The organism is Pantoea agglomerans NBRC 102470 (assembly GCF_001598475.1).
GTDB classification, from domain to species: Bacteria; Pseudomonadota; Gammaproteobacteria; order Enterobacterales; family Enterobacteriaceae; genus Pantoea; species Pantoea agglomerans.
On sequence record NZ_BCZA01000001.1, the window covers coordinates 518,869 to 541,539 of the forward strand.

At 56.9% G+C, this 22,671-nt stretch carries 20 protein-coding genes; 5 read left to right on the forward strand and 15 right to left on the reverse strand.

Annotated elements, in window-relative coordinates; all coding sequences use genetic code 11:
• Window positions 1-352: 352 nt before the first annotated feature.
• Window positions 353-1,048: a CTP synthase C-terminal region-related (seleno)protein gene (locus PAG01S_RS02500; RefSeq protein WP_062757569.1), complete on the forward strand. Its 696-nt coding sequence runs from the start codon at window positions 353-355 to the stop codon at window positions 1,046-1,048.
• A 39-nt stretch (window positions 1,049-1,087) separates the two neighbouring features.
• On the opposite strand, the gene PAG01S_RS02505 is transcribed toward PAG01S_RS02500, so the two are convergent.
• From PAG01S_RS02505 to ydgT, 12 genes are all read right to left on the reverse strand, one after another.
• Window positions 1,088-2,431, reverse strand: a complete 1,344-nt coding sequence (locus tag PAG01S_RS02505; RefSeq protein ID WP_062757570.1) for an enolase C-terminal domain-like protein — start codon at window positions 2,429-2,431, stop codon at window positions 1,088-1,090.
• Window positions 2,409-3,752, reverse strand: coding sequence for an MFS transporter (locus PAG01S_RS02510; protein ID WP_010670073.1), 1,344 nt, complete (start codon window positions 3,750-3,752; stop codon window positions 2,409-2,411). The genes PAG01S_RS02505 and PAG01S_RS02510 overlap by 23 nt, the downstream gene beginning before the upstream one ends.
• A gap of 257 nt (window positions 3,753-4,009) precedes the next feature.
• The gene (locus PAG01S_RS02515; RefSeq protein WP_062757574.1) at window positions 4,010-4,729 is read right to left on the reverse strand and encodes an HPP family protein; all 720 of its coding nucleotides are present in this window, start codon (window positions 4,727-4,729) and stop codon (window positions 4,010-4,012) included.
• A gap of 207 nt (window positions 4,730-4,936) precedes the next feature.
• Window positions 4,937-5,569, reverse strand: coding sequence for an endonuclease III (gene nth / locus PAG01S_RS02520; protein ID WP_031591465.1), 633 nt, complete (start codon window positions 5,567-5,569; stop codon window positions 4,937-4,939).
• A complete protein-coding gene (locus PAG01S_RS02525; RefSeq protein ID WP_010245400.1) occupies window positions 5,566-6,270 on the reverse strand; it encodes an electron transport complex subunit E in 705 nt (234 codons plus the stop codon). Before PAG01S_RS02525 ends, nth begins: the two co-directional genes overlap by 4 nt.
• Complete coding sequence (rsxG, locus tag PAG01S_RS02530; protein WP_062757576.1) at window positions 6,263-6,895, reverse strand: electron transport complex subunit RsxG; 633 nt, start codon at window positions 6,893-6,895, stop codon at window positions 6,263-6,265. The genes PAG01S_RS02525 and rsxG overlap by 8 nt, the downstream gene beginning before the upstream one ends.
• Before the next feature lie 3 nt (window positions 6,896-6,898).
• Window positions 6,899-7,957: an electron transport complex subunit RsxD gene (gene rsxD, locus PAG01S_RS02535; RefSeq protein WP_010245395.1), complete on the reverse strand. Its 1,059-nt coding sequence runs from the start codon at window positions 7,955-7,957 to the stop codon at window positions 6,899-6,901.
• Entirely contained in the window at window positions 7,958-10,501 is a 2,544-nt protein-coding gene (gene rsxC / locus PAG01S_RS02540; RefSeq protein ID WP_062757579.1) for an electron transport complex subunit RsxC, read from the reverse strand. It abuts the gene before it with no gap.
• The gene (rsxB, locus tag PAG01S_RS02545; RefSeq protein ID WP_010245386.1) at window positions 10,494-11,072 is read right to left on the reverse strand and encodes an electron transport complex subunit RsxB; all 579 of its coding nucleotides are present in this window, start codon (window positions 11,070-11,072) and stop codon (window positions 10,494-10,496) included. Before rsxB ends, rsxC begins: the two co-directional genes overlap by 8 nt.
• Entirely contained in the window at window positions 11,072-11,653 is a 582-nt protein-coding gene (gene rsxA / locus PAG01S_RS02550) for an electron transport complex subunit RsxA (RefSeq protein ID WP_003853423.1), read from the reverse strand. The genes rsxB and rsxA overlap by 1 nt, the downstream gene beginning before the upstream one ends.
• 123 nt (window positions 11,654-11,776) lie before the next feature.
• The gene (locus tag PAG01S_RS02555; protein ID WP_045140389.1) at window positions 11,777-12,220 is read right to left on the reverse strand and encodes a DUF2569 domain-containing protein; all 444 of its coding nucleotides are present in this window, start codon (window positions 12,218-12,220) and stop codon (window positions 11,777-11,779) included.
• A 110-nt stretch (window positions 12,221-12,330) separates the two neighbouring features.
• Window positions 12,331-12,546 (reverse strand): transcription modulator YdgT, encoded by a 216-nt coding sequence (ydgT, locus tag PAG01S_RS02560; protein ID WP_003853427.1) that lies wholly within the window; start codon window positions 12,544-12,546, stop codon window positions 12,331-12,333.
• A 687-nt stretch (window positions 12,547-13,233) separates the two neighbouring features.
• Between ydgT and ytfQ the strand changes: the two genes are divergently transcribed.
• From ytfQ to yjfF, 4 genes are all read left to right on the forward strand, one after another.
• Window positions 13,234-14,190: a galactofuranose ABC transporter, galactofuranose-binding protein YtfQ gene (gene ytfQ, locus PAG01S_RS02565; RefSeq protein WP_010670079.1), complete on the forward strand. Its 957-nt coding sequence runs from the start codon at window positions 13,234-13,236 to the stop codon at window positions 14,188-14,190.
• 76 nt (window positions 14,191-14,266) lie between these two features.
• Complete coding sequence (locus PAG01S_RS02570) at window positions 14,267-15,787, forward strand: sugar ABC transporter ATP-binding protein (RefSeq protein WP_010245377.1); 1,521 nt, start codon at window positions 14,267-14,269, stop codon at window positions 15,785-15,787.
• The gene (ytfT, locus tag PAG01S_RS02575; RefSeq protein ID WP_010245375.1) at window positions 15,780-16,796 is read left to right on the forward strand and encodes a galactofuranose ABC transporter, ATP-binding protein YtfT; all 1,017 of its coding nucleotides are present in this window, start codon (window positions 15,780-15,782) and stop codon (window positions 16,794-16,796) included. Before PAG01S_RS02570 ends, ytfT begins: the two co-directional genes overlap by 8 nt.
• Window positions 16,793-17,779 (forward strand): galactofuranose ABC transporter, permease protein YjfF, encoded by a 987-nt coding sequence (yjfF, locus tag PAG01S_RS02580; protein ID WP_010245373.1) that lies wholly within the window; start codon window positions 16,793-16,795, stop codon window positions 17,777-17,779. The genes ytfT and yjfF overlap by 4 nt, the downstream gene beginning before the upstream one ends.
• 44 nt (window positions 17,780-17,823) lie before the next feature.
• Here yjfF and PAG01S_RS02585 read toward each other — a convergent pair whose 3' ends face one another.
• The 3 genes from PAG01S_RS02585 to PAG01S_RS02595 all read right to left on the reverse strand — a co-directional run bounded on the left by PAG01S_RS02585 (window position 17,824) and on the right by PAG01S_RS02595 (window position 22,526).
• Window positions 17,824-18,291, reverse strand: coding sequence for a GNAT family N-acetyltransferase (locus PAG01S_RS02585; RefSeq protein WP_062757580.1), 468 nt, complete (start codon window positions 18,289-18,291; stop codon window positions 17,824-17,826).
• Window positions 18,292-19,119: 828 nt separating this feature from the next.
• Complete coding sequence (gene araA, locus PAG01S_RS02590; protein ID WP_062757582.1) at window positions 19,120-20,619, reverse strand: L-arabinose isomerase; 1,500 nt, start codon at window positions 20,617-20,619, stop codon at window positions 19,120-19,122.
• 209 nt (window positions 20,620-20,828) lie between these two features.
• Window positions 20,829-22,526 carry a ribulokinase gene (locus PAG01S_RS02595; RefSeq protein ID WP_050679511.1) on the reverse strand — a complete coding sequence of 566 codons (1,698 nt, stop codon included), beginning with the start codon at window positions 22,524-22,526 and terminating at the stop codon, window positions 20,829-20,831.
• Window positions 22,527-22,671: the final 145 nt, after the last annotated feature.

The following is a 22,671-nucleotide window of genomic DNA, read 5'->3' on the forward strand; positions in this document are numbered from 1 at the left end:
AATGATAATCAGGCAGCACTAACGGCAGGTTGCTGATTAATTCACAGTCAATCTGCCGAATTATCGGACATTACACGCCTGGCATTGCCGCAAAAACCGTCAAATGATGATCCTGTGCACAAACAGATGATTTATTTCAGAAAGGAAAAAAAGAAACCGGTTGCGTCGTCTCGTCTGACGCGGCAGCTGAGGGTGCTCGCAGGCGCTGGCAAGATAAAAATCAGCTCAGCCTGCCGGTGAAAAGCTGCCCGTGCATGTTAAAAAACCTATCACGATAATCCGCTTTCAGCTCGCCCTCGACAGTAAATTAACATTACTGTAACCTCTCAATTTCCCCGAGAAGGATCTGTTTATGTCGTCCCCCCTGCGCTTATCCCTGGTTGGTGACTACCGCACCGATGCGGTTGCCCATCAGGCTATCCCCCTTGCTATTGAACGTGCTGCCCGCTGGCTGAATATCACCGCTGAAGCGGAGTGGATCGCCACTGACCGACTGGATGAGTCAGAACTGCAACTCAGCGATGCCGTCTGGGTGGTGCCAGGTAGCCCCTATCGAAATGATGCCGGCGTGTTTGACACACTCCGCTGGGTGCGTGAAACCGGAAAGCCTTTTCTTGGCTCCTGCGGTGGATTCCAGTATGCGCTGATCGAATATGCGCGCAACGTACTGGGCTGGCAGGATGCCAGTCATGCCGAGACAGACACCGAGGGAAGGATGGTGATTGCCCCGCTGAGCTGCTCGCTGGTGGAACAGCGCGGCGCGGTGAGGTTCGGACCCGGGTCACGCATTGCCAGAGCCTATGGCGCGCTGGAGAGTGATGAAGGTTATCACTGTAACTTTGGTGTTAACCCGGAATTCAGTGCAGCGCTGGGCGATAATACGCTGCGCATTACTGCCTGGGACAACGCGGGCGATGTGCGTGGCGTCGAGCTACCGGATCACCCATTCTATGTCGCCACGCTGTTTCAGTCGGAACGCGCCGCACTGCAGGACAAAGATTCTCCGCTGGTGATTGCCTGGATGCAGGCGGCGCTGGCGCAACGCTAAACGCGATCGCCCTGTGACACTGTCACAGGGTGATGCTCGTCAGCGCAGCATGGCCGGGCGTTTTGCGTTAAAGGACCAGTTATCGATCAGAAACTGCATGCCCAGCGCATCGTTTCGGTTTTTATCCGGTAGCGAGTTGTAGAGTGCATGTGCCGCTTCAACCCGTTCCATATTCAGGGTAATCCCCAGCCCTGGCCCCTCTGGCAGTTCCAGATAGCCATCCCGAATCTGCGGCGCATGCTGCGTCAGCTGCTGCCCATCCTGCCAGATCCAGTGGGTATCAAAGGCGGTCAGGCGATCACCGGGTGCGGCTGCCCCCAGATGCGCCACCATCGCCAGCGACACGTCAAAGTGGTTGTTTGAGTGGCAGCCGGTGGTCAGGTCCCACTCATGGCAGAGCTGCGCCACGGTGTGTGCGTTACGCATCGTCCAGAAGTGTGGGTCGGCCAGGGGAATGTCGATGGCATTGAGCTGCAGCGCATGCTGCAACTGTCGCCAGTCATTGGCGATCATATTCGTGGCAACCGGAATGCCGGTGGCCCGCCTGAATTCTGCCAGCGTTTCCCGACCGGAATAGCCATGCTCCGCGCCACAGGGATCTTCCAGATAGGGAATGCGGCCCGCCAGCTGTTTGCCATAATAAATGGCCTCATCCAGCGACCAGCTGGCGTTGGGATCAACCGTTACCCGCGCCTGCGGGAAGCGCGCCAGCAGGGCATTGACCGTATCCACTTCCACTTCGCCGTGATGGACACCGCCCTTGAGTTTGAAATCGCGGAAACCATAGCGATCCGCTGCCGCCTCCGCCAGCCGCACCACGCCTTCCGCGTCCATCGCTTTCTCATGACGCAGTTGCAGCCAGGCATCACCACCCGCGTGGCCCGCCTGATAGTTCATGCTGGTCAGATTACGGTCGGCGATATAGAACAGATAGCCGAGGACCGGCACCCGATCGCGCTGCTTGCCGCTGGCAAGTAACTCGGCAACCGGCAGATTCAGGTGCTGTCCCAGCAGATCAAGCAGCGCCGCTTCAATCGCCGCGGTGGCGTTGTAAAACTTCTCCGGGTTCATCTGCGGAATATGAATGTCGTCGGTATGCGCGGTCTGCTGGTGTCGTGCGTCGCTGGCAAACAGCGTGGCGATGGTGGCATTCAGCCGCAGGAGTTCGCTGCCCTCAATCTGCGGACGAAAGCGCTCAAGCAGCGCCAGCGTTGAAGCGTGACAGGGACTTTCGCCGACGCCGGTACGGCCAGCCGAGTCAGTCAGGATCACCAGGATACGGGTAAAGTAGCAGTTGTGTGCACCGCCAATGTTCAGCAGCATGCTGTCATATCCGGCGACCGGCACTACCCGCATTGTTTTAATGACTGGACTGTCTGACATGTTGATTCTCCATAGGATCAAGGGAAGGCGGGGATGGCTTGCGGCGCAGCAGCAGCCACAGCCCGGTCAGCAGCGAGACGCTGGTCAGGGCATAGAGACCGCCGGTAGTGGAGCCGGTCTTCATCTCCAGATAGCCAAACACCGTCGGTGCGAAGAAGCCGCCAAGGTTGCCAACGGAATTCACCAGCGCAATGCCGGGCGCGACAATCGAGGCGGGCAGCTCTCCCTGTGGCATCGGCCAGAAAAAGGTCGCACTGACTTTCGAGCCGATACAGGCCACGATCATCGCCAGGAAGCCAAACCACGGGGAACCCAGCGTGGCCATAAAGGTGCCGCAGGCCGCTACCAGCATGGCGACACCCAGCGCTTTATCGAGTTTGTCGCGGTGGCGGTCTGAAAAGCGGCTCAGCAGGTTAATGGCAATAATGGCGCACAGCCAGGGCACGGCGGTGAGAATGCCGATGCCAAAACTGCTGAAGCCCTGAATGCGCTGAATAATCTGCGGCAGCCAGAACACCAGCGTATAGCCGGTCATGGTCATAGTAAAAAAGATCGCGCAGAAGAACAGCAGGCTGCGATTACGTAGCAGCGACATTTTGCCTGGCTCGCGGTTAAGCTCGTCACGCTGCGTCTCTTCATTCTGCAACTGCTGTACCAGCGCCTGTTTCTCCGCGGCACTCAGCCAGCGCGCCTCGCCAGGTCGTGACACCAGCACCCAGGCGGCCAGAATGCCGACCAGCACCGACGCACCGCCTTCGAGAAACATCACCCACTTCCAGCCTGCAATCCCCAGGAAATTGTGCATCATCAGGATCGCGCCGGTGATGGGGCCGGAGAAGAGAAAGGCGCCAGCGGTGGCACTCAGCACCATCGCGGTGGCACGGCCGCGCCAGGCATTGGGCACCCACTGACGGAAATAGAACAGCACGCCAGGAAAGAAGCCTGCTTCCGCTACGCCAAGTAAAAAACGCAGCAGGTAAAACTGGATCGGTGAGGTGACGAAACCGGTCAGGACCACCACCAGCCCCCAGGTTATCATGATGCGCGTCAGCCAGACGCGGGCGCCGAAGCGCTTCATCATCAGGTTGCTCGGCACCTCAAACAGCGCATAGCCGATAAAAAAGAGGCCCGCGCCCAGCCCAAAGGCCGCCGCGCTGATCCCGGCATCGGTTCGCAACTCCGCTTTGATAAAGCCAATATTGGCGCGGTCGATCTGGTTAATAATCAGCATCACCACCAGCATCGGGATGATATGGGTGAAGAACTTTTTGATGGCGGAGGCGATCAGCTCATCGTGCTGCGGGGACAAGGCGCTATCCATCGGTCTTCCTCGTGAGAAACGTAAAGAAGAGCAAAGTGTAGGGCGCTGAAAAGGCCAGCTCTATGGGCATCCGCCCAGGAGCCGATGGGCGTACGGCCTGGACGGTTGTGTTATCAATATGTTACGGAGTGGCGTGGGCGAAGCGGCAGAGTAAAACTGTGGCAGCGATCAACTTCTCAGGACCAGCGTTCAGGGGAGACCTGAATGCCAGAAGTCGCGCCGACAGTGAAAGATGTAACAGTGCGGGCAGACAGGTTTCAGCCACTGAACTGACGGCGCTGGGCAATCTCTTCAGCACGCAGCAGCAGCGCCTGCAAATCATCCTCGTCAATATCCATCAGTTCACCGTCCTGCAAAGCCTGATGCAGATCGGCGCGCGTCAGCGGGACCGGCATGGCTACCGGATCGGGTTTAACTTCTTCCGGGGCCAGCGGATGCGGATAGCGACGACCAGCCAGATTATTAAACAGCAGTGCCAGCAGGGCCAGGGTCAGTGAATTGAGCAGGATCGGCGTCAGGACAAAGTGATATCCAAGCTGCTGCACCGAAGGGCCGCCCAGAATAGCGGTCAGCGCAACGGCACCGCCGGGCGGATGCAGACAGCGCAGCTGGAACATTAACAGGATCGCCACACAGGCTGCGACGCCGCAGGCAAGGGCAGGATCCGGGATCAGCTGGCTGACAGTAACGCCCGCCAGCGCTGACAGGCTGTTGCCGCCGACGATTGCCCACGGCTGAGCCAGCGGACTGGCGGGCAGACCAAAGAGTAAAACCGCCGAGGCACCGACCGGCGCGACAAACCACAGGTTCAGTTCGCCCAGCACCCAGTGGCTCAGCAGGCTGGTCAGGATCAAGCCGATACCGGCACCCAGTCCGGCGATCACCACATGCTTTTTACTCACTGCCAGCGGATGTGGCCAGAGGCGCGCCAGAAACAGGCGCAGAGGATGGCTTCCGGCAGAAGCGCTTTTGTTCATTACTTTACTCACTGTGTCATAACATTTTCTTATCGTCAGGGGCGGCGATTCTCCATCATCAACATCAATGTAACAACCCGACAAACTGTACCGTTATTCGTACGAACAGGGAGAGCAGCGAAAAGGGGGATCGGGCAGGAGACGCGTCAGCAGAAGTGATCGGCAGATAATAAAAAACCCGCCGCAGCGGGTTTCTCGTCAGTGCGATCACTCGACTTTGTCGGGATACTCGCAGAGATCTTCAATCAGGCAGGAGCCACAGCGGGGTTTACGCGCCACGCAGGTGTAGCGGCCGTGCAGAATCAGCCAGTGATGGCAATCAACCTTATACGCCGCCGGAACCACCTTCAGCAGCTTCTGCTCCACCTCTTCCACATTCTTACCCGGCGCAAATTTCGTCCGGTTGCTGACGCGAAAGATATGGGTATCGACGGCTATCGTCGGCCAGCCAAAGGCGGTGTTGAGCACCACATTGGCGGTTTTACGGCCGACACCGGGCAGAGCTTCCAGTGCCGCACGATCTTCCGGCACTTCGCCGTTGTGCTGCTCAAGCAGAATACGGCAGGTTTTAATCACATTTTCCGCTTTGCTGTTAAACAGGCCGATAGTTTTAATGTATTCCTTCACGCCATCCACACCCAGCGCCAGCATCGCGGCAGGCGTATTGGCCACCGGATAGAGCTTTGCGGTGGCTTTGTTCACGCTGACATCGGTCGCCTGCGCCGAGAGCAGCACCGCAATCAGCAACTCAAACGGTGAGCTGAAGTTGAGTTCGGTGGTCGGATGCGGATTATTCTGCTGCAGCCGACGGAGAATTTCGGTCCGTTTGGTCTGATTCACACCGGTTTCCCGACGGCGTCCTGAGGGGGCGCGGTTTCGGCCGCCTGAGCACGCAGTGCTGCCCGCTGTTTCATCTTCTGATCGATCAGATATTTACCCGCCAGCATCATGCCCAGGCCGATAAAGGCGCCTGGCGGCAACATTGCCAGCAACATTGGCGAATCGAAATGGACCACTTCGATTCGCAGCGACTTCGCCCAGGGACCGAGCAGCTGGTCGGCACCGTTAAACAGCGTGCCACTGCCGATAATTTCGCGCAGCGATCCCAGCACCACCATAGCGCAGGTCGCGCCCATGCCGATGGCGAAGCCATCCAGCGCGGCAAGCGGAATGCTGCTTTTAGAGGCGACGGCTTCAGCACGACCCACCACGATGCAGTTGGTCACGATCAGCGGGATAAAAATCCCCAGCGACTGATAAAGACCATAGGCATAGGCGTTGATCAGCATCTGTACGCAGCTCACCACCGAGGCGATGATCATCACATATATCGGGATACGAATTTCCGATGGCACCCAGCGGCGCGAGGCGGAAATAAAACTGTTAGTCAGGGTCAGCACCAGCGTGGTCGCCAGACCTAAACCCAGCGCGTTGGTGGCGGTTGCCGTGACCGCCAGCAGCGGGCAGAGGCCCAGCAGCTGCACCAGCGCTGAGTTGTTCTTCCATAATCCACCGACCAGCAGGCTTTTAGCTTCACTCATTTGCGTCTCCACATACCGGTAACGAAGAGAGTCTCTCCGGAAGCGTTTTCATTAACAGCGCGGTGCGTTTGGTCGCATTGACCACCGCGCGTGGGGTAATGGTGGCACCGGTGAACTGATCGAATTCACCGCCATCTTTTTTAACCGCAAAAGCTTTATCCGCCGGACCATGAACCACTTTGCCATTAAAGCTGTTGATCCAGTCAGAGATACGCAGTTCGATCTTATCCCCCAGACCGGGCGTTTCGTGGTGTTCAATCACCCGCACGCCCAATACTTTACCCTGGAAATCGGCACCGACCAGCATCTGTATCGCACCAGAATAGCCGTCAGGTGCAGTCGTCTCCAGTGCAGCCGCGACCGGCTGGCCGCCTTTACGCGCAAGGAAGAGATGGTGCGGCGTACTGTTGCCCAGCGCTGCATCCGTGACAACGTAACAGTCCTGCTGGATGTTGTTGTCATAAAGCTCAACAGGCACCACCTGGTCCAGCAGGTTTTTCTGCTGCAACAGGGTCTGATGTTCCACCGTCGGCCTGGTTACCGTATTTACCACTGCCGTGGCGGCGGTAGTGATCGCAGCAAAAATCGCCAGCGTTACCCCGTTTTTGCGAATCGTCTCCAGCATCGCTTAATCCTTCTGATGGCCGTAAACGCGCGGCTGGGTGTAGTAATCGATGAGCGGCACACAGATGTTCGCCAGCAGCACAGCAAACGCTACGCCATCGGGATAACCGCCAAAGCTGCGAATCAGCCAGACCAGTAGTCCAATCAGCGCGCCATACACCAGGCGGCCACGGTTGGTGGTCGAAGCGGTCACCGGATCGGTGGCAATAAAGAACGCACCCAGCATGGTGGCACCGGAGAAAAGATGAATCAGCGGGCTGTTCAGCGATTCTGGTGAGAAGAACCAGCCCAGCGTCGCGCAGAAGGCCAGTGACAGTAGCATGGCGGCAGGGACATGCCAGCGGATAGCATTTTTCCACAGCAGGAACAGGCCGCCGGCCAGATAACCCACGTTAACCCACTGCCAGCCGAGGCCCGCCAGCACACCGCTGTAAATCGGCTGCGCCAGCAGATGTTCAGCACTGTGCCCCGCGCGTAAGCCAGTTTTAAACGTATCAAGCGGCGTCGCCTGGCTGATGCCATCAACACCCATCTGTAGCTGCTGCATGGTTTCACCCGCCAGCGTGTGGCCCCGGAACACCATGCTCAGGCTGTCCATCAGCCCGGGTTTGATCGCCTGAAGCGTATCGGGCGGCAACCAGCTGGTCATCTGCACCGGGAAGGAGATGAGCAGGACCACATAGCCCACCATCGCCGGGTTAAACGGGTTCTGACCCAGTCCGCCATAGAGCTGTTTCGCAATGACAACAGCAAACAGGGTACCGATCACCACCAGCCACCACGGCGCCAGCGGCGGCAGGCTGATACCGATCAGGACGGCGGTCAGCAGCGCCGAGTTATCCGCGAGGGTACTGGCAACGGGCGCTTTGCGCAGTCGCAGAATCGCTGCCTCTGTCAGCCAGGCGGTCAGCGTCGCCAGTAAGACCTGTAAAAAGGTGCCGTAGCCAAAGAAATAACACTGTGCAGCAAAACCTGGCACCGCGGCCAGCACCACCAGCAGCATGATATTGCCGGTGCTGCGGCGATTATGGGTGTAAGGAGAACTTGCGATACGAAAAGCCATTTAATCCTCAAGCGTCGTAGACGACTGCGCTTTACGCGCTTTGGCACGGGCGATGGCGGCAGCAATAGCGGCCTTGCGCGCATCATCGGGTTGATTCAGTTCAGGTGCCTGTTCAGGTTCTGCATTGGCGTTGTTTGCCTGCTCCTGGGCCTGCTCCGCTTTATCCACCGCAAAATGCGCGGCGGTGGCCAGTGCTGCGGCATCACGTGAAGCGGCATCCGCCTCACTTTCAGCCTGAGCGGCTTTCTTCGCTTTGGCGCGGGCGATGGCGGCCTGAACCGCGGCTTTACGCGGATCGCTTTCAGCGACGGCGTCCGGCGCGGCTTCTGCAGTTTTGTCGCCTGCGGCCTGTGCCTCGGCGTTTTCAGCCTGTGCGGCTTTCTTCGCTTTGGCGCGGGCGATAGCGGCCTGAACCGCGGCTTTACGCGGATCGGTTTCAGCGGCGGCTGGCGCAGCCTCTGCAGCGCTGTCGCCTGCGGCCTGTGCCTCGGCGTTTTCAGCCTGAGCGGCTTTCTTCGCTTTGGCGCGGGCGATGGCGGCCTGAACCGCTGCTTTACGCGGATCGCTTTCAGCGGCAGCCTCTGCAGCGCTGTCGCCTGCGGCCTGTGGTGCCTCGGCGTTTTCAGCCTGTGCGGCTTTCTTCGCTTTAGCGCGGGCGATAGCGGCCTGAACCGCGGCTTTACGCGGATCGCTTTCAGCGGCGGCGTCTGCAGCGCTGTCGTCTGCGGCCTGTGGTGCCTCGGTGCCTTCAGCCTGAGCGGCTTTCTTCGCTTTGGCGCGGGCAATGGCGGCTTCTACTGCCGATTTACGCGGATCGACACTGGCCTCAGCCCGGTTATCCGCCGCATCAACCGGCACTGTTTTCTTCGCTTTCGCCCGGGCAATAGCCGCTTCAACCGCCGCTTTACGCGGATCGACGGTCTGACGCGTCACCGGCTGGGTTTCAGCCTGCGCCTCGGCCTGACGCAGACGCGCCTGCGCATGGCGGGCTTCACGCTGGGCTTCAAGCGTTGCCTCATCCGGTTCGGCCGTCTGGCGGGCTTTCACCCGCGCTTTGGCCGCAGCCAGTTCGCTGGTATCGGTGCGGGCAACGCGTTGCTTCGCCTCTTCATGACGCGCTTCACGAGCCTGCTTTTCACGCTCCAGTCGCGCCTGGCGTGCTTCGAAGCGTGCTTTGGCTTCCAGCGTGCGTTTCGCTTCCAGATCGATGGCGCGCAGTTCCGCTTTTTCCTGACGGTAATATTGCACCAGCGGAATATTGCTCGGGCAGACATAGGCGCAGGCACCACATTCGATGCAGTCATCAATATGGTGAGCGCGCGCTTTATCGTGATCGCCGCCCTGGCTGTACCAGTAAAGCTGCTGCGGCAGCAGTTTGGCCGGACAGGCATCGGCACAGGCTGAACAGCGAATGCAGGACTGCTCTTCGTCGTTGTTGCCCATTTCACTGGCAGATGGAGCCAGAATACAGTTGGTGATCTTCACCACCGGCACATCCAGCGATGGCAGAGTAAAGCCCATCAGCGGACCGCCCATGATCACCATCTGACGCGGCGCAGGCGTGAACCCGACCTGGTGTAACAGATGGCTGATTGGGGTGCCGAGACGACTCCAGACGTTACGCGGCTGGGCAATCGCCTCGCCGGTCAGCGTCACAACGCGTTCGGTGATCGGTTCACCATTGATAATGGCCCGCTTAACCGCCCAGGCGGTGCCGACGTTCTGCATCAGCACGCCGATATCGGAGGAACGCCCGCCGTGCGGCACTTCCTTCCCGGTCAGGATGCGGGTCAACTGCTTGGCACCGCCGGAGGGATATTTGGTCGGGATGACCCGGATGTGCAGATCACGCTCGCTACCCAGCGCCTGCTTCAGTGCGGCAATGGCTTCAGGCTTGTTATCTTCAATGCCAATCAGCACCTGTTCAGCCTGTAACACCCAGGCGAGAATACGGCTGCCTTCCAGGACTTCGGCAGCGTAGTCCTGCATCAGACGATCGTCAGCGGTGATATAAGGTTCACACTCCGCCGCGTTAATAATCAGGGTTTTAACCCCGCGCAGGCCGCCCTTCAGTTTGGTGGCGGTGGGGAAACCCGCGCCGCCGAGACCGGCGATGCCGGCGTCGTGAATACGCTGCACAATGTCGGCGCGCGCATGCTGCCGGTAGTCAGGCAGCGGATCCAGCGGCATCCAGCGGTCGTCGCCATCTGGCGTCAGGAAAATGCAAAGCTCAGAGAGACCGGAAGGGTGCGCGGTCATATGCTGACCGATATCTTCAATCACGCCGGAGGTGGGCGCATGGACTGGCAGCATGCGGCCAGTGCCAAATGTCAGAGGCTGACCGCGCAGCACTTTGTCGCCAGGCGCAACGCAGATCTCACCTTCATGTCCGATATGCTGTTTCAGCGGGATAATAAAACGGTGCGGCAACGGCAGTTCGGAGAGCGGCGTGCCGTTGGACTGGGTTTTCATTTCCGGCGGATGAATACCACCCTGAAAATCCCAGACCTTATCTTTTTTCAGGAAGTTAAACAGATTAAGCATGAGTTTCTACCGGGATCACCCGTACAGGAATGGTATTTAAATCCCACTTCCAGTTAGCTGGCGTGGTGGCAACCGGACGCATTTCAATACAGTCAGTCGGGCAGGGCGCGACACAGAGATCGCAGCCGGTGCAGACATCGCTCAGCACGGTGTGCATGGCGCGGGTTGCCCCGACAATGGCATCTACCGGACAAGCCTGAATACATTTGGTGCAGCCAATGCAGTTGGCTTCATCAATAAACGCCACGGTGCGCACCGGCTCTTTCGCCGTTTCATCGCCATCAATCGGCTGCGGTTCAACGTTAAGCAGGGCTGCCAGCTTGAGCATGGTCTGCTCACCACCTGGCGCGCATTTATTGATCGCTTCACCATTGTTACCGACCGCATCCGCATAAGGGCGACAGCCCGGATAGCCACACTGACCGCACTGGCTCTGCGGCAGGATGGCATCAATCTGCTCAACAATAGGATCTTCTTCGACCTCAAAGCGGCGCGAGGCGTAACCCAGCAGCGCGCCGAACACCAGGCTCAGCGCACTTAATACGGCAACAGCAATCCAGATCGCGGTCATCAGAATTTCACCAGACCGCTGAAGCCCATAAACGCCAGCGCCATCAGGCCCGCGGTAATCAGGGCGATGGAGTTGCCTTTAAACGGGGCAGGAACATTGGCCAGCACCAGCCGCTCGCGCATACCGGCGAACAGTACCATCACCAGCGAGAAGCCGATAGAAGCACTGAAACCATACAGCGCGGCCTGCATAAAGGTGTGGTTAAGGTTGACGCTCAGCAGAGGCACGCCCAGCACCGCACAGTTGGTGGTGATCAGCGGCAGAAAGATACCCAGCAGACGATAGAGCGACGGGCTGGTTTTACGCACCACCATTTCGGTGAACTGCACCACGACGGCGATCACCAGGATATAGGCCATGGTACGCAGATAGACCAGATCCAGCGGCAGCAGGATCAGATGGTTGACCAGCCAGGCGCAGATCGAGGCCAGGGTAATGACGAATGTCGTGGCGAGGCCCATGCCAATCGCCGTTTCCAGTTTTTTGGAAACGCCCATAAAAGGACACAGGCCGAGAAACTTCACTAATACGAAGTTATTCACCAGCACGGTGCCAACAAAGAGAAGCAGATAATCGGTCATTTTTTCGCCTGGGAGCCAGAAAGCGGCTTATTATCATTGATAGCGCGGCGTATCTCAACACCTGCGCCATCCGCTGAGCGGCAGACCGCACTCAGCATTAAATTCCTGACATAACTCACAGCATTATGGCGCGATAAAGGTCGTTTTTACCCGTTTTGAGCGTTTGAAGTAGGGCACAAACACCGCAGCGGCCAGCAGTGACAGCAGTAATGTCTGGAGGGCACGGCTATCGGTAACCGGCGTAAAAGCAAAGGTTTTCAGCGCCAGCAGCACGGTAATCAGCAGCCAGAGCAGATAGTGACGCGGCAGGCGGCGGGAGCGCTTAAAGAACAGCCAGCTGATCCAGAGACTATAAGCCCAGACCGCCACGGCGGTGAGCAGGGAAATAGCCCAGTAAGAGAAGAGTGTGCTGCCGTGAGAAAACAGCGCCACACGCCATTCCGGATTAAACAGTGGTGTCAGATACATCGCCAGCACCAGAACGGTGGTTAACAGGGTCATTATCAGCCAGGCCAGCGGCAGCAAAAGCCAGCCACCAATACGCGGCGCAGCAACCTGTTCATTCATCGTGGTTATTCCTGTCTCGGGGAGTCGAAGCGCAGCAGAATAACATGTCCAGAGGGGCACGCCCATCCGGACAAGATCAGCGGGATAAACAGCGATAAATCAGCCGGAAATCAGACCACGTAGCGCCACACCGTTTTAGGGACACAGCCGAGATCATATAACCGTCCGCCAGAGACCAGTTCAGCACGTCGGTGATCGGCAGCCCGGTACATATTGATGATTTCCAGATCATTCGTCAGGGAGTAATTAAGATGATCGAAAAGCTTTTCCAGACTGTCTGAATTATTTACTTTGCGGAATTTAAGCAGGTAATCGTGCGCAGTCATCATTGCCATAACAGATAGAAGTAACAAAGGAGTGCTCAGTATAGGGGGCAAGCTTATGCTGTCCAGATCATGCGGATTAAAAAAGGCGAAAATCAGATAAAAGCACCTTATTAGTCACTAAAACTCCATATCTGGCTTTTTTACTATTGTCTGAGCCAGCAACTCAGCGTCTCTATCTTAAACACCTCACTAACTTATTACGGACAGAGCCGGCATAAAGCGTTAAAAAGCAGAGGCAAAATATTATTTTTTTTCTTATTCAGCGCTGACAATGCACTAGTGGCTTTTTTCTCACCCTTTTAGCCCAAAAAAATTAACCATTCTGCACTTACTGCCAGAGAAACGTTTCGCGCCTGACCCAGACCAGCAACCTACTGTGCGGACTATCACAAATCCCATTTTTTGTTCATCGCAGGCCGGATAACCCGTTTTGTACGCCTGGCTGTAATCGTTTCCAGTTGCAGTAAGCATAAGCGATTCTGTTTATTACAATTATTTAACGAGCAGATTTTTTCTACTCAGCCGTTTTATCCATAACTCCCTCGTCAGCCAAACCGTGTGACTACACGTAACCCCTTTAAATTGCTCTGTTTTGTGAAGTGTGTCGCCATTATGCACCCTTTTTTAGTCCAGTCTAAGCAGGCTCTCTACCCTAAACAGCAAACGCCTTTCAGAGGATTAAAAACTATGTGGAAACGTTTACTTCTGACCACGCTGGTCAGCGCCGCGTTAACCGGCCCGATACTCGCTGCAGATATGACGGTCGGCTTCTCGCAGGTAGGTTCGGAATCTGGCTGGCGTTCGGCGGAAACCAACGTAGCGAAAAGCGAAGCCAAAAAACGCGGAATCACCCTGAAAATCGCCGACGGACAGCAGAAACAAGAGAATCAGATCAAGGCGGTACGTTCGTTCATCGCTCAGGGCGTTGATGCCATCTTCATCGCACCGGTGGTGCAGACCGGCTGGGAGCCGGTACTGGAAGAAGCCAAAGATGCCAAAATCCCGGTTTACCTGCTGGACCGCGCCATTGTGGTAAAAGACAAATCGCTCTATCAGGCGGTGGTGACGGCTGACAACGTGCTGGAAGGCAAGCTGATTGGCGACTGGCTGGTGAAAACCGTGGGCGACAAGCAGTGTAACGTGGTGGAACTGCAGGGCACGGTGGGTGCCAGCGTGGCAATCGATCGTAAGAAAGGCTTTGCTGAAGCGATCAGCAACCATCCAAACATTAAAGTGATCCGCTCGCAGTCGGGTGACTTTACCCGCAGTAAGGGTAAAGAGGTGATGGAGAGCTTTATCAAGGCGGAGAACAACGGCAAAAACATCTGCATGGTTTACGCGCATAACGATGATATGGCGATCGGTGCCATTCAGGCGATTAAAGAAGCTGGCCTGAAACCGGGCAAAGATATTCTGACCGGCTCGATTGATGGTGTACCGGATATCTATAAAGCGATGCTGGCGGGTGAGGCTAACGCCAACGTGGAGCTGACGCCAAACATGGCTGGCCCGGCGTTTGATGCGCTGGAAAAATTCAAGAAAGATGGCACGCTGCCGCCAAAAGTGATCAAGACCGAATCTAAGCTGTTCCTGCCTGCCGACGCGCAGAAGGAGCTGGATACCAAAAAAGGCATGGGTTACTGATTCACCGATCAGCCGCAGACCAGCCGCAGACCGCCCTACGGGGCGGTTTTTCATGACGTGAGGCGGAGTGAGCAGAATGACCACGCAAAATGAAACACCGCTGTTATCCATCAGCGGCGTCAGCAAAGGTTTTCCCGGCGTCAAAGCGCTGAATAATGTTTCCTTTGATATCCGTAAAGGGGAGATCATGGCGCTGCTGGGGGAGAACGGTGCCGGCAAGTCCACCCTGATTAAAGTGCTGACCGGTGTTTACAGCCGTGATGCAGGGACCATCACCCTGAATGGTGAGCCGATTACGCCGCATAATACGGCGCAGGCGCAGGAGATGGGTATCGGCACCGTTTATCAGGAAGTGAATATGCTGCCGAACATGTCGGTGGCAGATAACCTCTATATTGGCCGCGAACCACGCCGCTTTGGCATGATTGACCGTCGCCGGATGGTGCGGGAGGCCGATGCGCTGATGCGGAACTATGGTTTTTCCCTCGATGTGACACGTCCGCTGGGCCACTACTCGGTGGCGATGCAGCAGATTATCGCCATCTGCCGCGCGGTCGATCTTTCCGCCCAGGTTTTGATCCTGGATGAGCCGACAGCCAGTCTGGATGCCAGCGAGGTTGAGATGCTGTTTACCCTGATGGCGCAGTTAAAAGCCAAAGGGATGAGCCTGATTTTTGTGACGCACTTTCTCGACCAGGTGTACCGCATTACTGACCGGATTACCGTGCTGCGTAACGGGCAATTTATCGCCACCCGCGATACCGCCACGCTGCCGCAGATTGAGCTGATTAAGCTGATGCTGGGTCGCGAACTGCTGGAGACGGCGCTGCAGCGGCAGGGCAGCACGCTGCGCAGCAATCAGCCGGTGGTGTCGTTTGAGGATTACGGCAGGAAAGGCACCATCGAGCCCTTTAACCTGGAAGTTCGTCCAGGCGAAGTCGTGGGACTGGCGGGGCTGCTGGGTTCGGGCCGCACCGAAACCGCCGAGGTGTTGTTTGGTATTCGTCGTGCCGACCGAGGAACAGCGAAGATCAAAGGCAAGGTGCAGCGCATTACTAATCCGGCGAAAGCCTCACAGCTGGGCATGGGTTTTTGCCCGGAAGATCGTAAGACTGACGGGATTATCGGCGCGGCCTCGGTTCGTGAAAATATTATTCTGGCGTTGCAGGCGCAGCGCGGCTGGTTACGGCCAATTAAGAAGCGTGAGCAGCAGGCGATTGCCGATCGTTTTATCAAGAGTCTGGGTATTCGTACGCCGCATGCAGAGCAGCCTGTGGAGCTGTTATCGGGCGGCAACCAGCAGAAGGTGCTGCTGTCGCGCTGGCTGGTGACCAAACCGCAGTTTTTAATCCTCGACGAACCAACGCGCGGCATTGATGTGGGCGCGCACGCCGAGATTATCCGTTTAATTGAATCCCTGTGCGCCGATGGTCTGGCGCTGCTGGTGATCTCCTCTGAACTCGAAGAGCTGGTCGGTTATGCCGATCGGGTGTTGATTATGCGCGATCTGAAGCAGGTGGCAGAAATTCCGCTGGAGCAGCTTTCGGTAGCGTCGATCGTCAATGCTATCGCGGACGGAGGGGTAAAACATGCTTGAGTCCCCTATGACATCTGAAAAAACGCCACGTCGTAAGCTGAAACTCCCGCCAGGGATGCCGCAAATCGCCGCGCTGCTGCTGGTGCTGTTGATTGACAGTCTGGTGGCCAATAACTTTTTTGCCGTGCATCTGCAGGATGGGCGTCTGTTCGGCAGTCCGATCGATATTCTTAACCGTGCGGCACCGGTTGCCCTGCTGGCGATCGGGATGACGCTGGTGATCGCCACCGGCGGCATCGATCTTTCCGTGGGTGCGGTGATGGCGATCGCAGGCGCGACGGCTGCGACATTGACCGTAGCCGGACACGGTGTGCCGTTTATTATTCTCTGCACGCTGGGAACCGGTTTAGCCTGTGGCGTATGGAATGGCGTGCTGGTGGCGTTGCTGCGTATTCAGCCATTTGTTGCCACGCTGATTCTGATGGTCGCCGGGCGCGGAATCGCTCAGCTGATTACGCAGGGGCAGATTGTGACGTTCGACAGTGACAGTCTTGGCTGGTTTGGTAACGGCTCGCTGTGGATGTTGCCGGTCCCGGTCTGGATCACGCTGGTGGTAGCGCTGGCGGTCTGGTTGCTGACGCGCAAAACCGCGCTGGGTCTGTTTATCGAAGCCGTGGGGATTAACCTGCGCGCGGCCCGTAACGCGGGAGTGACAGGCTGGCTGGTGGTAATGTCAACCTACGCCATAAGTGGCGTTTGTGCCGCTGTTGCGGGACTGATCGTCGCGGCGGATATTCGCGGTGCGGATGCTAATAACGCCGGATTATGGCTGGAGCTGGATGCGATTCTCGCCGTGGTGATTGGCGGTGCGTCGCTGATGGGTGGCCGCTTTAATCTGGTGTTGTCGCTGATCGGTGCGCTGATTATTCAGTCGATGAATACCGGGATTTTGCTCTCCGGCTTCCCGCCTGAGCTGAATCAGGTGGTGAAAGCGGTGGTGGTGATGTGCGTGCTGTTGCTGCAGTCACCACGGTTTATTGCGATGTTGAAACGGAGACGCCCGACATGATTAAACGTCATCTTCCGCTGATGATCACCTTGCTGGTGTTTGTGGCGGGTTACCTGTTTTGTCTGAGTCAGTTTCCGGGCTTTGCCTCCACCCGGGTAATCTGCAATATTCTGACCGATAATGCTTTCCTTGGGATTATCGCCGTCGGCATGACCTTCGTGATTTTATCGGGCGGTATCGATCTGTCTGTGGGTGCAGTGATCGCCTTTACCGGCGTGTTTCTTGCCCGGGCGATCGGTGATTTTCATATCGATCCCTTGCTGGCCTTTGCGCTGATTCTGTCGCTGGGCGCGCTGTTCGGCGCCATGATGGGCTGGCTGATCGATGCACTGAAGATTCCGGCATTTATCATTACGCTGGCGGGGATGTTTTTCCTGCGCGGATGCAGTTATCTGGTGTCGGAGAACTCAATTCCTATCGATCATCCGTTCTACAGCATGCTTTCCAGTCTGGCGTGGAAAGTGCCGGGCGGTGGGCGTCTCAGTCTGCTGGCGGTGATTATGCTGGTGGTGGTGTCTGGCGGGATTATTCTGGCGCACCGTACGCGCTTTGGTAACCGGGTTTACGCTATTGGTGGCAATATGACATCCGCCCAGCTGATGGGCGTTTCGACCCGTGCGACTACCATTAAGATTTATATGCTTTCCACCACGCTGGCGACGCTGGCCGGGATCGTGTTCTCAATTTATACCTCGGCAGGTTATGCGCTGGCAGGGCTGGGTGTAGAGCTGGATGCGATCGCGTCAGTGGTGATTGGCGGCACGCTGCTGTCGGGTGGTGTGGGTACAGTTTTGGGCACGCTGTTCGGTGTGTTGATTCAGGGGCTGATTCAGACCTGGATTAACTTCGACGGTACGCTGAGTTCCTGGTGGACCAAGATCGCCATCGGAATTCTGCTGTTTGCGTTTATCGCCCTGCAGCGGTTACTGACGGTCATCTGGGATCGTCAGCAGAACGCGCCCGTTAAGCGATTACCTTCCTGAGTTCTTCAGTACTCCGGTCAATGGCGGCTCGCAGGAGCCGCCTTTTACTGCGCCAGAGGCAGCACCATTACCGTAACTTCTTCACCCGCGATTTGCCGCTGTTCCACCGCCTGCCATCCTGAACGCTGATAGTACGCCTGTTGATCGGGTGTATAGAGCCACAATTCACCCATCTGCTGTTGTCTGGCTCGCGCAATCGCCTGCTGTATTAACGCTTTTGCCACGCCCTGACCCCGGAATGCCTTGTCCGTCACCACCTCACCAATCCAGAATTCTCGTGCCGGAATGTCATCCAGTTCATAGCGAATGACGCTACAGGTCGCGACCACCGTTTTGCCATCCGGTGTGGCAATAAGAGTAAATTCTGCAGAAGGTTTCTGATTGCGCTGTTTTAAACGCTCAAGGATGGCTGGCGGGTGAGACCATGCAGGAAGGTGTGACCATTCAGTGTGCAACAGTTGTGCGGTTTGTCCGGCGAAGCCGGGATGTTGGTTTAGCTCGGCAATGTGCATGGCGCTGGCGACCTTTGTTTTGTCAGGCTACAAGCAATACAGGCTGGTGGGGTAAAGTGCAAGTTCATGAAAGGGTTAAGTTATAGCAAAGACTTTGGTTCTCTTTTGTATGACAGGAAAAACAATCGCTTTAGATTAAGGAGCAGGGTCAGGAAAGGTATGCCTGATCGCAAAGGATTCCCGCATCCATGCGGATCGGCCGCGCCATCCCTGGCGCGGACGCTTTGCTCTTCAGGCATACCTTTCCTTCCCGGTTGGGCTGATGCATCGCTTTAAGAAGCAGGACAGTGGATATTTCTATTGATGGCGGATTAATACAAATTGCTGTTGGCTGATGAGAGAGGTCAGGAAAGGTATGCCTGAACGCAAAGGATTCCCGCATCCATGCGGATCGGCCACGCCATCCCTGGCGTGGACGCTTTGCTTTTCAGGCATACCTTTCTTTCCCGGTTGGGCTGATGCATCACTTTAAGAAGCAGGACAGTGGATATTTCTATTGATGGTGGATTAATACAAATTGCTGTTGGCTGATGAGAAAGGTCAGGAAAGGTATGCCTGATCGCAAAGGATTCCCGCATCCATGCGGATCGGCCGCGCCATTCCTGGCACGGACGCTTTGCTTTTCAGGCATACCATTCCTTCCCGGTTGGGCTTGATCATTGCTTTAAAAACATGCGCTGAACTATCAAAATTACGGAACGCCCGTCATTCCCGACTGAATAGCACAGTATTTATCAAAAACTGATGCCGCATAATCCTGCGTCGGCCGTTTCATTAACTTACTTAAGAGCGCTGTTAATTAAAAAATTGAACAGCGCCCTTTAGTTATTAACGTTTCAAACGGTAATACGCTTCGTTCCAGCGCAGTGCGTCTTTAAACGCAGGTAAACGCGTGTGCTCATCAATCACCAGCACTTCAATGTCGTTCATCTCACCGTACAGATACATATCATCCAGCGTCAGCGCCTGGCTGAACACCGTATGGTGCGCGCCGCCGCCCAGAATCCACGCTTCGGATGCCGTTGCCAGTGACGGCTGGGCTTTCCACAGTGCGCGCGCAACCGGCAACTTCGGCAGCGGTTTCGGCTGTTCGATAGCATCCACCACGTTAACCAGCAGACGGAAACGATCACCCATATCAATTACGCTGGCGTTAATCGCGCGACCCGCTGGCGTTGAGAAAATCATGCGCGCCGGGTCGGCTTTATCACCAATGCCCAGGAACTGCACATCGATCAATGGCTTCTCTTCAATGGCAATCGACGGGCAGACCTCCAGCATATGCGAGCCGAGGACCAGATCGTTACCGGGTGAGAAGTGATAGGTGTAATCCTCCATAAAGGAGGTGCCACCTTTGCGATCGCCAGCCAGCACTTTGAAAATGCGCAGCAGCGCAGCAGTCTTCCAGTCACCTTCACCTGCGAAGCCATAGCCCTGACCCATCAGACGCTGAACCGCCAGGCCTGGCAACTGCGTCATGCCATGCAGCGTCTGGAAGTTGGTGGTGAAAGCGTGGCAGCCTTCTGCTTCCAGGAAACGTTTCAGACCCAGCTCAATGCGTGCGGCATCCAGCACGTTCTGACGCTTTTCGCCGCCGGAAGCGGCAACATCGGTAAAGCGATACAGGCTTTCATATTCGTCGACCAGCACATTCACGTCGCCATCGCTGACGCCATTGATCACCTCAACCAGATCGCCGACGCCCCAGCCATTCACCGAATAACCGAACTGAATCTGCGCGGCGACTTTATCGCCTTCGGTCACGGCCACTTCACGCATGTTGTCGCCGAAACGCGCGACTTTCAGCTGCTGACTGGCCTGTTTGGTCAGTGCTGCACGCATCCAGTTGCCGAGGCGCTGCTGGCTGGCGCTATCCTGCCAGTGACCGGTCACCACGCTGTGCTGCAGGCCCATACGGGCGCCGATGAAACCGAACTCGCGGCCGCCGTGTGCGGTCTGGTTCAGGTTCATAAAGTCCATGTCCATGCTGTCCCACGGAATCTCCGCATTGAACTGGGTATGGAATTGCAGCAGCGGCTTATTCAGCACGCTCAGGCCACCGATCCACATTTTGGCCGGGGAGAAGGTGTGCAGCCAGGTAATGATACCGACGCACTGCTTGTCATAATTGGCATCGCGACACAGAGCCAGCGCTTCATCCGGTGATTTAACCAGCGGTTTCAGCTCCAGACGCAGCGGTAAACCGGCCTGATTTAAACCCTCTACCACCTGACGTGCATTCTGTTCAACCTGGCGTAACGTCTCCGCCCCGTAGAGGTGCTGCGTGCCGATGACAAACCACACGCTGTAGCTGTTTGACTGTTCCATAAAATCACTCCTTTACTTTGAGCCTACCTCAATAGGCTATTTTATTTGTCAGTCTGAACCTGGGCAGTGTTCACACAGGTTGCTTTAGCAACCTGAACGCCCGTCAGGGCGGCCCTGAAAGGGCGAGCGTAGCGAGTAATCCTCACGTACTCCGTGTACTACGGATTGTTCCGCGCTGTCCGTGTCCAGACTGCCTGCAACAATTACGCCTACTGGGATAGGCTCTTAGCGGAAGCGGGGCGTGCGGCGTATTGCGGTTCAGCCGCCACGCACCATTGTTGATAGCGTTGATAAAGTTGTTGATAGCGGGCGACGCGCGCCGGATCGGGCTGCAGCGTCACGGCAATCGGGCTGGCCATCACCTGCTGGGCGTCGGGAACGCTGGCGTGCACACCGGCGGCGACGGCGGCGAAAATGGCCGCACCCAGCGCACAGCACTCGTCAGAAGCGACGATATCCAGTGGGCGGTTCATCACATCGCAGCAGGCCTGCATAATCGCCGGGGATTTCCGCGCGATGCCGCCCAGGGTCAGAATGCTCTCGACCGGGATCTGCTGCTGTTCGAAGCACTCCATAATTGCGCGTGCGCCAAATGCGGTGGCGGCGACCAGACCACCAAACAGCGCGGGGGCATCGGTGCCCAGATTGAGGTCGGTAATTACCCCTTTCAGCCGCTGATTGGCATTTGGCGTGCGGCGACCGTTAAACCAGTCCAGCACCACCGGCAGATGGTCGAGCTGCGGGTTTGCGGCCCAGGCCTCGGTCAAATCTTTAATCAGACTCTTTTGCATCTCAGCCAGCTGAGGCTTCAGCTCCGGATGCTGCTGCGCCGCCAGCTGCAGCGGCCAGCCCAGTAAACGGCTGAACCAGGCGTAGATATCACCAAAGGCAGACTGACCCGCCTCCAGCCCGATAGCGCCCGGCATTACGCTGCCATCGACCTGACCACAGATGCCTTTGATGTCGCGATCGCCGACCTTTTCACTATCCGCAATCAGGATGTCGCAGGTTGAGGTGCCGATCACTTTCACCAGGGTATAGGGTTTGGCACCGCCACCGACCGCGCCCATATGGCAGTCAAATGCGCCACCCGAAAGCGTCACGGTTTGCGTCAGACCAAGACGCTGCGCCCATTCAGGGCTAAGCGTGCCGACAGGCAGATCAGCGGTCCAGGTATCAGTAAACAGGGGAGAGTCGAGCTGTTGCGTCAACAGCGGGTCCAGCGCATTGAGAAAATCGACATCGGGCAGGCCGTTCCAGTCGCCGTGCCACAGCGCCTTGTGCCCGGCCGCACAGCGCCCCCGACGCAATTTGTCAGGTGCAGTGGTGCCGCTTAACAAGGCTGGCACCCAGTCGCACAGTTCGACCCAGGAGACAGCGGCGTCACGCACGGCCGCATCTTCACGCGACACGTGCAGAATCTTCGCCCAGAACCACTCAGAGGAGTAAATCCCGCCAATATAGCGGCTGTAATCCTGGAAGCGGCCGCTGTGGCACAGCTGATTAATCTCTTCTGCTTCTTCTATAGCGGTGTGATCTTTCCACAACACAAACATCGCGTTGGGGTTGTCGGCGAACTCCGGACGCAGCGCCAGCACGTTGCCGTCGCGGTCAATAGGGGCAGGGGTCGAACCGGTGCTGTCAACACCAATGCCGACCACGGCGTTGCGCTGATCTTCACTCAGTGCATTCAGCACGCCGAGCAGCGCCTGCTCCATGGCGTCGATGTAATCCTGTGGATGGTGACGAAAACGGTTAGTGTGCGGATCGCTGTATAAGCCCTGTTGCCAGCGCGGATAGCTGAACACCGCACTCTGCAGCTCTTTGCCGCTATGACAATCCACGGCCAGCGCACGCACCGAATCACTACCAAAGTCCAGCCCAAGGGTGATGGCTCCAGCACGCATCGGAATCTCCTGTAGTTAGTTAACTCCTGTATCCTGGGTTCGGCGCGCGAAATCAGTTAGTCATCGCTGGCTGACAATATGCACTTTTCTGTCATCGGCAGTGATTTTGTGATCCATTGCAAAAGTTAAGGTCCGGTTAAATTTG